Raw genomic sequence first — 14,034 nt, 5'->3', positions numbered from 1 at the left:
TTCTCAGGCGGCGTGCCCGCGGAGAACCGACAACATTCCGTGTACCGATGCGGGCCAGCCGAACTCTTCGGCGCGTACTCTCGCCGCGATCCGGCGTCCGTCGGCCGGAAGTCGAAGCAGCCGTTGGATTTCCGCTGCGAAGCCGTCGGCGGTGTTGATCGAGGATCCACCGCATTGCGGGGTGACGATCTGGGCCAGTGCCGAGGTTTCGGAGACGACGACGGGCGTGCCCGCGGCGAGCGATTCCAATGCCGCGAGGCCGAATGTCTCGTGCGGCCCCGGCGCGAGAGCGATGTCTGCCGAGGCGAGCAGCTCGGCGACGGCCGACCTGCCGTCGACGAAGCCGAGGAAGTCGACAGGCAGCCCGCGGGCGCGTCGTTCGAGGCCCGCTCGTCGGGGGCCGTCGCCGGCGATGACCAAGCGAGCCCGCATACCCGAATCGCAGAGCGCGGCAAGCGAATCGATGCTGGTCTCGACATGCTTTTCCACCGACAGTCGGCCGCAGTGGACCAGCAGCCGGTCGGCGCTACCCAGCCATGCCGAGCGCGCGCCGGCTCGGCGTCGTCGGGGATGGAACAGCTCGAGATCGACGCCGAGCGGGACTCGATGGACGTTGGGTGTTCCGATTCGATCGAATTCCTGCTGTGCGAACTCGGTGGTGCAGACGACGGCGTCGTACGACTCGGCAGTGCGTCGGTTGGCCGCGTCGGCGAGGGGCCGGGCGTATCGCATCGGCATCGTCTGAGCCAGCAGCCGGTCGAGGCGCTCGTGGGAGATCATGACGCTGCGGATGTCGCGCCGCGACGCCCACCTGCCCATTCCGCGCAGGGTCAGCCGGTCCGACACTTCGATCACGTCCGGACGTAGACCCGACGCGATCGAGGCCACTCGTCGCGGATCGGCCACACGGTAGCCGCCGGTGAACGGAACTTTCGGCGCCGGCACCTCGACGCGCGTCACCCCCGACTGCAGCGTCGTCTCACTCCACCGGGCACCCGGCACGATCAACGTGACGTCGTGACCAGCGGCCACGTAGCCCGATCCCAGCTGATCGACGGCCGTCCGCAAACCGCCGGACCGCGGCCCGTAGAAGTTCGCCAGTTGAACGATGCGCACCTGCTCAGTCTCTCCAGCCGGACGTCCACCCGATGCCACGGTGGTGGATGGTGACCGAACGTTCGGCGAATATCCGTGTGGAGACGGCTACCAGCGGGTAGGTGAGAGCTATGCGAGTGACACTGCAATCCACCGGCGACGCCCCGGCACCCGAGGTCTGGGAGCGTTACATGGACCCGACGGTCTGGAAGACCTGGGCTCCGCAGATCATGGGCGTCGAATACCGCGGTGAACGCCTCGACTCCGATACCTCCGGCCGAGTGCTGGGGCCGTTGGGGGTGCCGATCGACTTCGAGGTGCACTCGGTGGACGAACACTCGTGGACGTGGGCGTGGTCGGCGTGGTTCCAGAACAGGGCCATCGGCGTGGATCTGACACACGGAGTCGTCTCACGACCCAGTGGAACCAGGGCGTGGATCACCATCGACGGCCCGCTGCCGCTGGTGCTGCCCTACCTGCCGATCGCCAAGTTCGCGCTCGGCAGGCTGTGTGCCCAGTAGGGGCTACTCGGACCGGGTGACGGTCTTCTCGTCGCTCTTGTCGGCCACTTCGGTCGGCTCGGGCGTCGGAAGCTCGGACTCCTCGCCCGACCCGTCCAGATGGCCGTCGAATTCGTCGATGGCCTCGGCGCGCTCGTCACCGGTCTGATCCTGGTCGGCGTCGACGCCCTTCGTGTGCTCGGTCGGATCGACTGTCGTGTCCACTGCTTCGTTGTCGGTCATGGGGTCAAGAGTGCCCGTCGGGCCGGGTCGCAAACCCCTACAGACCCTTTTCGATGGCGTACCGGGTCAATTCGACGCGGTTGGCCAGCTGCAGTTTTCGCAGTGTCGCCTGCACGTGGTTCTCGACCGTCCGGTGGCTGAGCGTTAAACGGGTCGCAATCTGCTTGGCGCTGAGCCCTTTTGCGACCAGTCTGAGCACCTCGGTCTCGCGCTCGGTCAACGTGGGGCGGGTATCGGACTCCGGCTCCGGTGACGACGACATCCGCCGGAATTCGCCGAGAACCAAACCGGCCAGACCCGGGGTGAACACCGCTTGTCCGGCTGCGGTGGCGCGGACGGCGTCGAACAGCTCCTCCGCCGATGCGCTCTTGACCAGGTAACCCGTCGCACCAGCCTTGATCGCGTCGAGCACGTCGCTGCGTTCCGCCGACGCCGAAAGCACCAGAATCGTGGATTTCGGGGACGCGTCCAGCACTGCGACGGTGGCATCGGCACCGTTCCCGTCGGGCAGATGCATGTCCATGAGGACGACGTCGGGAGTGGTCGCTCGGGCGCGGCGTCCGGCCGCGGCTACTCCGTCCGCGGTGGCAACCACCCGAAATCCGGCGGCCTCGAGATCCCGGGCGACGCCGTCACGCCACATGGGGTGATCGTCGACGACCATCACCGCGATCTCGGCGTTCGGATTCTCGTCGCCGGTCATCTCGCTCCTCTCGTTCGCGGAACCCGAATTTCCCATTCGGTGCCCTCGCCCTCTCCGGTGTCGAGTATCGCAGTACCGCCGAGAGATTCGACCCGGCCGAGGATGGACTTCGAGACGCCCATCCGGCCCTCGGCCTCGGCGGCGGCGAGCCGTCCGGCGGGTATTCCGCGGCCGTCGTCACGAATGCTCAGGATCAGCTCTCCGTCGACGTCTTCGAGCAGTACGTAGGCCTTCGCATCGGCACCTGCGTGAAGCTCGACGTTGGACAGCGCAGTGGTCACGACGGCAGCGAGTTCCTCGGCAACGTCGGATTCGACGAGCACCGGGTCGGCGGGAGTCGACACCGAGATCGACGTGCCGGCCTGAGTACGCAGCAGAGCGCGCACGTCGACGATCGATCCGGTGTGATCGTCGCGCGGAGCCGACTGTTCGGAGATCAGCACGCGCAGAGCGACTTCCTGCTCACCGGCGAGCTCCGCGAGTTCGGCTGCCGGCCCGCCTATTTCGAGACCTCGACGGCGGACGAGGGCCAGCACCTGCAGAACCCCGTCGTGCACCTGTCGGGCCAGTCGCTCACGCTCCTCGGTGATCGCCGCCAACCGTGCCGCACTGCGCAATTCCTCGTGGGCGCGCCGGGCTGTGTTCGACGCCAATCCCAACGCGAGCCCGGCCGACAGCAGCACCGGGGCGGTGGCGTCGGACCACAGGTCGGTGTCGAACCGGTCCCGTACCAGGGCACTGACCAACGACATCACCACGCCCGAGGCGATACCACCCTTGGGCCCCAACAGAATTGCGGCGGAGATGACGGCGTTGGTGGCCCACAGGGTGGTGGGCAGGGTCTGGCGGGTGCTGTACCAGTCGTAGTCGGCCACCAACCGCGTCGACGCCATCAGGGCGATCACGATGATCTGATCTGCGAGCACCACCTGCCAGCGCGGCAGGGTGGCCCGCGAGAGCAGGAGTGCCGAAGCCCCGGACCATACGGCCATCAGGGCGACCAACGCCCAACTCAGCCGCGGGTTGGTGTATTTGTCGACGGTCGCGGCCTGATAACTGATGGCGTACACGAGAGTGACCAGACGGAAGGCCTGCGAGGCCCGCCACAGCGGGCTGTCGGGATCGGCCGAATTCAGCGTCGGCCGCACTCGGTCAGTCGTCCGCATCGGTCTTCGGGTCTGCAGTGTTCAGCTCCCCCTTGGCAAGTCGATCGGGCTCGGACGAACCGGGAGGAGTGTCCGGGTCGCTGGGTTCGGCCGAGTACAGCGTGTCGCTGACATCGAGTTCCTCGTACACCTCGTCGGGGTCGTCGGCGAGCAGCGACCGGACGGCGGTGTTGAGCACCGCGACGATCGGGACCGCCAGCAGGCCGCCGACGATGCCCGCGAGCAGAATGCCGACGGTGATGGACAGTACGACGGCCAGTGGGTGCAGCCGAACGGCGCGGCCGAGCAGAAGTGGCTGCAGCACATGGCCTTCGAGCTGCATGACCGCTATCACGATGCCCAGGGTGATGACGGCGGTGATGAGCCCCTTCGTCACCAGCGCGATGAACACTGCGACGAATCCGGTCAGCACGGCACCGATGATCGGTATGAATGCGCCGATGAACACCAGCGAGGCCAACGGAAGTGCCAGCGGTACACCGAGAATGGCGAGCCCGGCTCCGATGCCCACCGCGTCGGCTGCGGCTACGGCCACCGTCGCGCGAACGTATCCCACGAGCGACCCGAAACCTTGGATGCCGGCTGTGCGAATCTTCTTGCGCGCCTTCGTCGGTGCCAGCCGGGTGACGAACTGCCAGATCTGATCACCGCCATACAGGAAGAAGATCAGCGTGAACAGCGTCAGCAGCGCCCCGGTCAGAATTTCGCCGATCACCGTCGCCGTGGTCAACGCCCCACTGGTGACGGCCTCCTGGTTGTCCTGGATGACTTTGACCAGATTGTCGGTCGCTTGCCGAATCTGGTCTTCGCTGATGTGCAGCGGCCCGTTGCTGAGCCACTCCTCGACGCTGTTGATCGATTGGGTGAACTGATCGCCCACCTGCGGCAGCCCCTCGATGAACTGCTCGACGATGAACGTCATGATTCCGGCGACGACGCCGATGCTGGCGATGATCACGATGATCACCGCAGCGACACGCGGCACTCCTCGACGCTGCATCCAATCGACGATCGGCACCAGCAGAGCGGCCGCCAGCAGCGCCAGACCCAGCGGGATGACCACCGTGCTCAATTTGGCGATCACATAGGCAAAAGTGATGAATCCGGCAAACAAGACAAGCAGTCGCCACGTCCATTCCGCCCCAACCCGTACCAGCGGATGCACCGAATCTGCGGCCGAAGTGAGGCGCGGGGACGCCCCCGTACCTTGCGCCCGCAACTCGTCGGTGCTCACCCGCTAAATTTAACCTGTGCTGGCATCTTTCCGAGCGGTCTCGCTCACCCTGAAGAGTCGCTGGCCGCTCTATATGCTCTCGATGCTCATCGCCAACGTCTTCGGCGCAGTTCTGGTCTTCGCCTTCGTTCGCTACGGTCTGCCCATTCCGGAGTCGCAATCGATCGTCGCCGACCGCGTCCGCAACGTGTACATCTTCGGTGCGTATCTGGGTGTTGCCCTGGTGGTCAGCCTGATCTACGCGTACACACTGCTGCGCTCGGTCATCAGGTGGCAGCTCCGCGGCGGCCCGCCCACCCGCAAGGAACAGATGACGACGCTGCACGCGCCGCTGCGTCAGGCCATCGTGCACCTGATTCTGTGGATCATCGGCGGCATCATCTTCGTGCTGCTGACCATCGCGGAGATGCCGTCGCTGTCCATCGCCGTCATCGTCACCGTCGGCATGGCCGCCACCGTCACCTTCGGTTTCACCTACATGCTCGGCGAACGCATCCTGCGCCCGGTCGCAGCACTGGCACTGAGCGAAGGCCGCTTCGACCGCACGATGACGCCCGGCGTCGGTACCCGCATGGCCATGACGTGGGGACTGGGCACGTTGATGCCCGTCATCGGCATCATCTTGCTGTGTGCCACCCAGCTGACGACCGACCTGGTGTTCTCGCCGAACGCACTGGCCGTGGCCATCATCCTGCTCAGCGTGCTGGCCATCGTGCAGGCCTTCGTCCTGTCGATGCTCACGGCGAGCCAGATCTCCGACCCGATCAGCCAACTGCACAACGCCATCGAACGCGTGCAGCGCGGCGAGACCGACGTCGAGGTCGACGTGTTCGACGGCAGCGAGATCGGTCGCCTCCAGGTCGGCTTCAACCGCATGATGGAGGAATCCGCCGAGCGACGCGTCCTGCGTCAGCTGTTCGGCCAGCACGTCGGCGAGGACGTGGCGCGTCGAGCACTGCAGTTCGGTACCGAACTGGGCGGCGAGACACGATTCGTCGCCGTGCTGTTCGTCGACATGGTCGGATCCACCGCCACCGCGTCGGAACGCCCGCCGAGTGAGGTCGTGGTGTTGCTCAACGAGTTCTTCCGGGTGGTCGTCGATGTCGTGGGACGCCACCACGGCTTCGTCAACAAATTCATGGGCGACGCGGCGCTGGCGATCTTCGGGGCACCACTCGACCGTCCCGACGCTCCCACCGCGGCCCTGGCCGCGGCGCGTGAACTGCGTTTCGCTCTGGACGAGATCACCGGACTCGACATCGGCATCGGGGTGTCGGCGGGACTGGCCGTCGCCGGCAACATCGGCGCGTCCGAGCGCTTCGAGTACACGGTCATCGGAGACCCGGTCAACGAGGCGTCGCGGCTCACCGAACTGGCGAAACTGCGGCCCGGACGCGTTCTGGCATCCACCTCGGCCCTGTACTTCGCCGACGACGAGGAGCAGGAACAGTGGGAGTTGGGCGACCAGGTGCAACTGCGTGGCCGACGACGGGCAACCCACCTGGCCTGGCCGGTGGAGTATCCCGACTCCCCCTCGAGTGACGGTTAGTCTGACAGGATGCCCGACCCCAGCTCGACCAGCGGACCCGCAGCGCGGCGCCCGCGAAACCGGCTGAGATGGGTCAAGTGGATCGCCGCAATTGCCCTGGTCGCTCTGCTGGTGGGCGAGGCGATCTACCTGTGGCCACGGCTGCACGAATCCTGGACAGCAGTACGAGAAATCCATTGGGGCTGGCTGGCTGCGTGCGTAGTTGCCCAAGCCGTGTCGCTCAGCGCGTTCGGCCGAGTCCAGAAGCAGCTGCTCGACGCGGGCGGCGTGCAGGTGCGTCAACGCAAGTCCGTGGCCGTCATCTACGGCAGCACCGCAATGTCGCTCACTCTGCCCGCCGGCCAGGTGTTCTCGACGGCCTTCACCTACCGCGAGACCCGACGCTGGGGTGCGAGTCCGGTTGTCGCCTCGTGGCAGCTCGCCATCTCCGGCGTCATCGCCGCGGCCGGGTTGGCGGTGCTCGGCGTTGCCGGCGGACTGGTTGTCGGTAGTTCGTTCAATACCTTCACCGTGGTGCTCCCGATCATCGGCGTCATCGCGATCGTGGCCGCTGTCCGATACATCTCGAACCACCCGGAGTCCATCAAACAGTTCGCCCGCTGGGGTCTGCGCAAGTACAACGCGTTCCGCAACCACGATCTCGACGCCGGAGCCGAGGCCATCGACAAGGTCATCGGCCAGATCCAATCCGTACAGCTCGGCAAGCGGGACGGCGCGCTCACACTGTCCTGGTCGGCCGTGCACCGGCTCGCGGACGTCGCGTGCCTGGCGTTCGCGTGCTTCGCCGTCGGCGCAGATCCACGACTGTCCGGGCTGTTCATCGCATTCGCGGCGGGTAAGGCCGTCGGATCCGTTCCGCTCGCACCCGGTGGCCTCGTGGTCGTCGACGCCACCCTTATCGCGTTCCTGACCAGCGCCGCGTCCATCACCGCATCTCAGGCAGTGGCGTCGGCCCTGGTCTATCGCGGGGTCAGCTTCATCTTGGTCGCCATCGTCGGGTGGATCGTGTTCCTCGTCCTGTTCCGTAAGCACCAGCACGCCGATCTCGAATTCGACATCGCCCTCGAGCGGCAGGAGACCTCCGATCTCGGCCGAGCCACCGAGCACGATCGCGACTCCAAAGGCGATCCGGAGACCGCGTAGCCCCGTGCCGTTCGGTATGGCATCCGTCACTGTTCGTTCACCCGGAATATATACGGACCCCGGTCCGCTTGTGTACTATGAGTTTGAAACTTCAACCCAACAAGGAGTCCTCATGACCACCGCCATCGCGCTTCCCGAGCTCACCGCAGGCACCTGGGCCATCGATCCCACCCACTCCACCGTCGGATTCACCGTCCGCCACCTGGTGGTCAGCAAGGTCCGCGGCCGCTTCCAGAACTTCAGCGGCACCGTCACCGTCGCCGCCGACGGCACCCCGTCCGTCGACGCCGAGATCGACGTCACCTCGATCACCACCGACAACGAGCAGCGCGACGGCCACCTCAAGACCGCCGACTTCTTCGAGGTCGAGAAGTTCCCGACCGCGACGTTCAAGTCCACCTCGGTCAAGGCCGACGGCGGAGACTTCGTCGTCACCGGAGACTTCACCCTCCACGGCGTCACCAAGTCCATCGACCTCAAGCTCGAGTTCAACGGCGTCAACGCCGGCATGGGCAACGGACCGGTCGCAGGCTTCGAAGCCAGCACCACCATCAACCGCAAGGACTTCGGCATCAGCATCGACATGCCCCTCGAAGGCGGCGGCGCAGTCGTCGGCGACAAGATCGCCCTGAACCTCGACATCGAGGCCGGCCTCCAGGCGTAAGTTTCACCCCCGCCTTCCGGATTCACCCCTCCCCTTCCGGATTCACCCCTCCCCTTCCGGATTCACCCCTCCCCTTCCGGATTCACCCCTCCCCTTCCGGATTCACCCCTCCCCTTCCGGATCAATGCGCCTTTGTTGCAGTCCAACCGACTGAAACCCACATTGATCCGGACCTGGGGGGCGAGATCCAGTGGCATCGAACGGCCCGCACCTGCACTCGTAGGCGCGGGCCGTTCGCGTCGGTGTCCTACAGTGGGCCCGTGAAGTTTCGTTCCCTGGCCGTCGCTGCCGTCCTCGATCTCGTCATGATCGTGCTGTTTGCCGCGATCGGCCGTCGTAGTCACGACGAAGCCACCGCGCTGTCCGGCCTCTTCCACACCGCGTGGCCGTTCGTCGTCGGTGCCGCTGTCGGCTGGATCGCTACGTTCGCTCTGTACCGCAACAAGTTCGACGCGTTCCTCGTTGTTCCGACGGGCATTCTGGTGTGGGTCACCACGGTCGTCGGAGGCATGATCCTGCGCACGGCGACAGGTCAGGGAACCGCTACCGCGTTCATCATCGTTGCGACGATTTCCACCGCGGTTCTGCTGCTCGGCTGGCGCGCGATCGCCAGATTCATTCCCTCGGTTCGGTGACAGGGACCTTTTCGCGATAGGATCATTCACGGTGCGCCGGGAAGTCTGGTCGGCAATAGTTCTGTGCTGCGCACATGTCCGTCGACTCGGCGGACGCGCTCAGCACGACGTTGCTACCGAAAGGCGTTGTTCCCGTGTCTGATTCACCGATTCCCAAAGAGAGATTGCCGCTGTTCTCTCGCGGTTCCTGGTCCGAGGCCGACCGCATCGCACAGGTCTTGCGCAAAGAGACCGTCGGCGGCGCATTGCTTCTCGTTGCCACCGTGGTCGCGCTCGTGTGGGCCAACTCACCGTGGTCCGCCGCCTACGACTCATTGATGAGCACTCGCGTCGGGCCGTCGGCTCTGCATCTCGATCTGACTCTGTCGACGTGGGCCGCCGACGGGCTGTTGGCCATCTTCTTCTTCGTCGTCGGACTCGAACTGAAACGCGAGTTCGTTGCCGGTGATCTGCGCGATCCGGCACGCGCCGCACTGCCGGTGGCCGCTGCTGTCGGCGGAATGGTCGTTCCCGCAGTCATTTTCGTGCTGTTCAACCTCGGCACCGGGGATGGCGCTCTGCTCGGCTGGGCCATTCCCACCGCGACCGATATCGCGTTCGCCGTGGCCGTTCTCGCTGTGATCAGCACGCATCTGCCGACAGCGCTGCGAACCTTCCTGCTGACTCTGGCCGTGGTCGACGACCTCTTGGCCGTCAGCGTCATCGCGATCTTCTACACCGACGACATCAACTTCATTGCGCTCGGCCTGACGCTGATCCCGCTCGCGCTGTTCGCGGTCGCCGTGCAGATGCGCGTCCGCTCGTGGTGGGTGCTCATCCCGCTGGCCGTGGTGACGTGGGTGCTCATGCACGAGTCGGGTGTCCACGCCACCGTCGCAGGCGTTCTGCTCGGCTTCGCCGTCCCGGTGATCCGGAGCAAGGCGAACGGCGGCCCCGATGCGGGCCCCGGTCTCGCCGAGCATTTCGAGCACAAGATCCGGCCGATCTCCGCGGGTATCGCGGTTCCGCTGTTCGCCTTCTGCGCAGCCGGTGTGACTGTCGGCGGCTTCTCCGGCCTGGCCAGCGCCCTGACCGACCCGATTGCCATCGGCATCATTGCCGGCCTCGTCATCGGCAAGGCCATCGGCATCTTCGGCACCACCTACCTGGTCTCGCGCTTCACCCGGGCGACGTTGGACGCCGGCTTGAAATGGCTCGACGTCTTCGGCGTCGCGATGCTCGCCGGTATCGGTTTCACGGTGTCGCTGCTGATCGGCGATCTGGCATTCGGTGAAGGAACAGAGCGCGACGATCACGTGAAGGTCGGTGTGCTGACCGGTTCGATCATCGCCGCAACCATCGCGTCGATCATTCTGCGTACCCGCAACAAGGCGTACCGCGACTTCTACATCGAAGAGACCCGCGACGACGACCACGACGGAATTCCGGACGTGTATCAGCAGAAGAAGTAGACCGCGGCCGACATCTGGTCTGTTGCCACTGGTGTAGGGCCTCTACAGTTGTCGCCGTGATCGACATCCGGGTCCAGGCATGACCGACCCACAGCCGCTGGCCCGTCGACTGGGCCTTGTCGATGCAGTCGTCATCGGTGTCGGCTCGATGGTCGGGGCGGGAGTGTTCGCGTCGTTCGCTCCCGCGTCGGCCGCAGCGGGTGCCGGCTTGCTGATCGGCCTCGCCATCGCGGCTGTCGTCGCGTTCTGCAACGCGACGTCGTCCGCGCAACTCGCCGCCCAGTATCCGACGTCGGGCGGGACGTACATCTACGGTCGTGAACAACTCGGTGAGTGGCCCGGCTTCCTCGCCGGCTGGACCTTCGTCATCGGCAAGACCGCAAGCTCGGCGGCCATGGCGATGGTGTTCGCGGCCTACGTCGCCCCTTCCGGCTATACGAATGTCGTTGCGATTCTTGCCATTGTCGCGTTGACGGTGGTGAACTACTTCGGCATCACTCGCACGGCGCTCCTGACGAAGATCCTCGTCACCGCGGTGCTCGCCATCCTCGTCGTCGGGGTGGTTCTGGGCTTCGCCGGCTCGCCGGGCAACGGCATCGGCGCTTCGGGATCCCTCACCGGGGACGGCTGGTACGGAATTCTGCAGTCCGCGGGATTGCTGTTCTTCGCCTTCGCCGGGTACGCGCGCATCGCCACCCTCGGCGAGGAAGTGGTGCGGCCCGAGCGCACCATTCCACGGGCCATCGTCTCTGCACTCGGCATCGCGTTGCTGATCTATGCAGCGGTTGCCGTGACATTGTTGACGGTATTGGGCCCGGACCTGCTGGCCTCGTCGTCGGCTCCGCTGGTCGATCTCGTTGTGTCGTCCGGACATTCGTGGGCATCACCCGTCATGCGCATCGGTGCCGGACTGGCCGCGCTCGGAGCGTTACTGGCCTTGATCGCCGGTATCGGACGCACGTCGTTGGCGATGGCCCGCCACCACGATCTGCCGTCGTATCTGACTGCGGTCCACCCTCGCTACTCGGTGCCGCACCGGGCCGAGATCACTCTGGCGGCGATCGTCTGTGCCGCAATTCTCGTCGTGGATCTTCGTGACGCCATCGGCTTCTCGTCCTTCGGGGTGCTGCTGTACTACCTCGTCGCCAACGTCAGCGCGTACACCCAGGGCACCGAACACCGACGCTATCCGCGCCCCCTGCAGGCGCTCGGAGCGCTCGGGTGCCTGGTTCTCATTGCCACGCTGCCCTTGTCGTCGATCGCGATCGGCACCGTTGTCGTACTGCTCGGCGTCCTCTACCGTCTGGTCCGGGTTCAGCGACTGTTCACTTGACGGCTGATTCGACAAGGGTCAATATAGACCAATGTCGAATCAGGACCTGACCTCCTCGGCCGGCGCATGCTGTTCGCCGCTCGTCCACGAACCGCTGACCGTGGACTGGGCCGGGGATCTGGCCCGCATGTTCAAGGCGTTGGGCGATCCTGTGCGCCTGCGGTTGCTCAGCCTCGTCGCCAGTCATGCCGGCGGCGAAGCGTGCGTGTGTGACATCTCCCCCGCTTTCGACCTGTCGCAACCGACGATCTCCCACCACCTCAAGGTGCTCCGCGAAGCCGGGCTGCTCGACTGTGAGCGACGCGGAACCTGGGTCTACTACTGGGTCGTTCCAGCTGCCTTGCAACAACTGTCGTCGGTACTCACCGCCGCGGACCCCACGGTGGTCACGGTATGAGCACCACCACGGACACCGCCGTCGTCGGCAAACTCTCCACGCTCGATCGGTTCCTCCCGGTGTGGATCGGTGTCGCCATGGTCGTCGGCCTGATCCTGGGGCTCATGGTCCCCGGGCTGAACGACGCGTTGTCGTCCATCTCCGTCGACGGGGTGTCGCTGCCGATCGCCGTCGGCCTGCTCGTCATGATGTATCCGGTACTGGCCAAGGTCCGCTACGACCGCCTCGACACCGTCACCGGCGACAGGCGACTGCTGATCGGATCGCTCGTTCTCAACTGGGTCCTCGGACCGGCGCTGATGTTCGCTCTCGCATGGCTTTTCCTTCCGGACCTGCCCGAGTACCGCACCGGACTGATCATCGTCGGCCTCGCTCGATGCATCGCGATGGTCATCATCTGGAACGACCTCGCCTGCGGAGACCGTGAGGCCGCGGCCGTGCTGGTGGCGATCAACTCGGTGTTCCAGGTCTTCATGTTCGCCGTCCTCGGATGGTTCTACCTCTCGGTACTGCCCGGCTGGCTCGGCCTGGAGCAGACCACGATCGAAGCATCGCCGTGGCAGATCGCGAAATCGGTGCTGATCTTCCTCGGAATCCCGCTGATAGCCGGATTTGCATCGCGCTTCTTCGGTGAACGCGCCAAGGGTCATGCGTGGTACGAGGAGAAGTTCATCCCCAGGATCGCCCCGTGGGCTCTCTACGGGCTGTTGTTCACCATCGTCGTTCTCTTTGCGCTGCAGGGTGATCGGATCACCTCACAGCCCTGGGACGTGGTGCGCATCGCGCTGCCTCTGCTGGTTTACTTCGCGGTGATGTGGGGCGGCGGTTACGCACTCGGTGCCGCCATGGGCCTGGGCTACGAACGCACTACCACCCTCGCATTCACCGCTGCGGGCAACAACTTCGAGCTCGCCATCGCGGTCGCCATCGCCACCTACGGCGCAACGTCCGGGCAGGCACTCGCCGGGGTCGTCGGTCCGCTCATCGAGGTGCCGGTCCTGGTCGGCCTCGTCTATGTCTCCCTCGCCTTGCGGAAGCGGTTCTCCCCCAGCCTTTCCACGACCACGTCATCGAAGGATTCCTGATGTCCGAGACACCCAGCGTGCTGTTCGTCTGCGTCCACAACGCCGGCCGCTCTCAGATGGCCGCCGGATTTCTGACTCATCTCGCCGGCGATACCGTCGAGGTACGTTCTGCCGGTAGCGCTCCCGCGGACACCATCAACTCGGCAGCGGTCGAGGCCATGGCCGAGGTCGGTATCGACATCTCGGCGCAGTCGCCGAAGATCCTGACCACCGAGGCCGTCGAGACGTCCGACGTCGTCATCACCATGGGCTGTGGCGACGCGTGCCCGGTGTTCCCTGGCGTGAGCTACCGCGACTGGGCACTGGCCGATCCGGCAGGAAAAGGCGTCGAGGCAGTCCGCCCGATTCGCGACGAGATCAAGCGTCGAATCGAAGACCTGATCGCCGAACTGGTTCCAGCGAAGCAGAGTTCGGCATCATGACGACACCCAGCGTGCTGTTCGTCTGCGTCAAGAACGGCGGCAAATCACAGATGGCGGCCGGCCTGATGCGCAAGGCCGTCGGCGATTCGGTCGAAGTGCACTCTGCCGGAACCGAACCCGGTACCGCAGTCAATGCACTCTCGGCCGAGGCGCTCCTCGAAGTCGGCGTCGATCTGTCGGGTGAAGTACCGAAACCGATCGACCCCGCTCTGCTCGCCCGGATGGACTACGTCGTCACCCTCGGCGGTGAGGCGAAGGTAGACGTGGTCGACGGCCCCGGATTCGAGAACTGGGACACCGACGAACCGTCCGAACGCGGCATCGACGGCACCGAGCGGATGCGTCTGGTGCGTGACGACATCGCGGGCCGCGTCGGAGAACTGGTCTCCCGATTGCGCAGCGCGGAAACCTGAT

At 65.4% G+C, this 14,034-nt stretch carries 16 protein-coding genes; 11 read left to right on the top strand and 5 right to left on the bottom strand.

Annotated features, from left to right (window positions below):
* Nucleotides 1-3 precede the first annotated feature (3 nt).
* Nucleotides 4-1,116, bottom strand: coding sequence for a glycosyltransferase (locus tag K414_RS0107305; protein ID WP_027495363.1), 1,113 nt, complete (start codon nucleotides 1,114-1,116; stop codon nucleotides 4-6).
* Between the two features lie 110 nt (nucleotides 1,117-1,226).
* On the opposite strand from K414_RS0107305, the gene K414_RS0107300 reads away from it, so the two are divergent.
* The gene (locus K414_RS0107300) at nucleotides 1,227-1,616 is read left to right on the top strand and encodes a hypothetical protein (RefSeq protein WP_027495362.1); all 390 of its coding nucleotides are present in this window, start codon (nucleotides 1,227-1,229) and stop codon (nucleotides 1,614-1,616) included.
* A 3-nt stretch (nucleotides 1,617-1,619) separates the two neighbouring features.
* On the opposite strand, the gene K414_RS0107295 is transcribed toward K414_RS0107300, so the two are convergent.
* From K414_RS0107295 to K414_RS26235, 4 genes are read right to left on the bottom strand one after another with little or no spacing between them, the layout of a single operon-like run.
* The gene (locus K414_RS0107295) at nucleotides 1,620-1,838 is read right to left on the bottom strand and encodes a hypothetical protein (protein ID WP_027495361.1); all 219 of its coding nucleotides are present in this window, start codon (nucleotides 1,836-1,838) and stop codon (nucleotides 1,620-1,622) included.
* Nucleotides 1,839-1,875: 37 nt separating this feature from the next.
* Nucleotides 1,876-2,502, bottom strand: coding sequence for a response regulator transcription factor (locus K414_RS0107290; RefSeq protein ID WP_027495360.1), 627 nt, complete (start codon nucleotides 2,500-2,502; stop codon nucleotides 1,876-1,878).
* Between the two features lie 35 nt (nucleotides 2,503-2,537).
* Nucleotides 2,538-3,707: a DUF5931 domain-containing protein gene (locus K414_RS0107285; protein WP_037218982.1), complete on the bottom strand. Its 1,170-nt coding sequence runs from the start codon at nucleotides 3,705-3,707 to the stop codon at nucleotides 2,538-2,540.
* Nucleotides 3,694-4,872 (bottom strand): AI-2E family transporter, encoded by a 1,179-nt coding sequence (locus tag K414_RS26235; protein WP_032367436.1) that lies wholly within the window; start codon nucleotides 4,870-4,872, stop codon nucleotides 3,694-3,696. The genes K414_RS0107285 and K414_RS26235 overlap by 14 nt, the downstream gene beginning before the upstream one ends.
* A 142-nt stretch (nucleotides 4,873-5,014) precedes the next feature.
* Between K414_RS26235 and K414_RS0107275 the strand changes: the two genes are divergently transcribed.
* The 10 genes from K414_RS0107275 to K414_RS0107230 all read left to right on the top strand — a co-directional run bounded on the left by K414_RS0107275 (nucleotide 5,015) and on the right by K414_RS0107230 (nucleotide 14,033).
* On the top strand, nucleotides 5,015-6,490 hold the full coding sequence (locus K414_RS0107275; RefSeq protein WP_027495358.1) for an adenylate/guanylate cyclase domain-containing protein: 1,476 nt from the start codon (nucleotides 5,015-5,017) through the stop codon (nucleotides 6,488-6,490).
* A 9-nt stretch (nucleotides 6,491-6,499) separates the two neighbouring features.
* On the top strand, nucleotides 6,500-7,633 hold the full coding sequence (locus K414_RS0107270) for a YbhN family protein (RefSeq protein ID WP_027495357.1): 1,134 nt from the start codon (nucleotides 6,500-6,502) through the stop codon (nucleotides 7,631-7,633).
* A gap of 112 nt (nucleotides 7,634-7,745) precedes the next feature.
* The gene (locus K414_RS0107265) at nucleotides 7,746-8,297 is read left to right on the top strand and encodes a YceI family protein (RefSeq protein WP_027495356.1); all 552 of its coding nucleotides are present in this window, start codon (nucleotides 7,746-7,748) and stop codon (nucleotides 8,295-8,297) included.
* A gap of 260 nt (nucleotides 8,298-8,557) precedes the next feature.
* The gene (locus K414_RS0107260; protein ID WP_268987964.1) at nucleotides 8,558-8,932 is read left to right on the top strand and encodes a DUF3054 domain-containing protein; all 375 of its coding nucleotides are present in this window, start codon (nucleotides 8,558-8,560) and stop codon (nucleotides 8,930-8,932) included.
* Nucleotides 8,933-9,006: 74 nt separating this feature from the next.
* Entirely contained in the window at nucleotides 9,007-10,383 is a 1,377-nt protein-coding gene (gene nhaA, locus K414_RS0107255) for a Na+/H+ antiporter NhaA (RefSeq protein WP_051364981.1), read from the top strand.
* 79 nt (nucleotides 10,384-10,462) lie between these two features.
* A complete protein-coding gene (locus K414_RS0107250; RefSeq protein WP_027495353.1) occupies nucleotides 10,463-11,716 on the top strand; it encodes an APC family permease in 1,254 nt (417 codons plus the stop codon).
* A gap of 31 nt (nucleotides 11,717-11,747) precedes the next feature.
* A complete protein-coding gene (locus K414_RS0107245; RefSeq protein ID WP_027495352.1) occupies nucleotides 11,748-12,113 on the top strand; it encodes a metalloregulator ArsR/SmtB family transcription factor in 366 nt (121 codons plus the stop codon).
* A complete protein-coding gene (gene arsB, locus K414_RS0107240; RefSeq protein WP_027495351.1) occupies nucleotides 12,110-13,198 on the top strand; it encodes an ACR3 family arsenite efflux transporter in 1,089 nt (362 codons plus the stop codon). The genes K414_RS0107245 and arsB overlap by 4 nt, the downstream gene beginning before the upstream one ends.
* A complete protein-coding gene (locus tag K414_RS0107235; RefSeq protein ID WP_027495350.1) occupies nucleotides 13,198-13,620 on the top strand; it encodes an arsenate reductase ArsC in 423 nt (140 codons plus the stop codon). Before arsB ends, K414_RS0107235 begins: the two co-directional genes overlap by 1 nt.
* Nucleotides 13,617-14,033, top strand: coding sequence for a low molecular weight phosphatase family protein (locus tag K414_RS0107230; RefSeq protein ID WP_027495349.1), 417 nt, complete (start codon nucleotides 13,617-13,619; stop codon nucleotides 14,031-14,033). The genes K414_RS0107235 and K414_RS0107230 overlap by 4 nt, the downstream gene beginning before the upstream one ends.
* Nucleotide 14,034: the final 1 nt, after the last annotated feature.

It is taken from the genome of Rhodococcus sp. JG-3, assembly GCF_000482405.1.
In the GTDB taxonomy this organism is placed as follows: Bacteria; Actinomycetota; Actinomycetes; order Mycobacteriales; family Mycobacteriaceae; genus Rhodococcoides; species Rhodococcoides fascians.
This window is presented reverse-complemented; position numbering and strand designations above follow the sequence as displayed.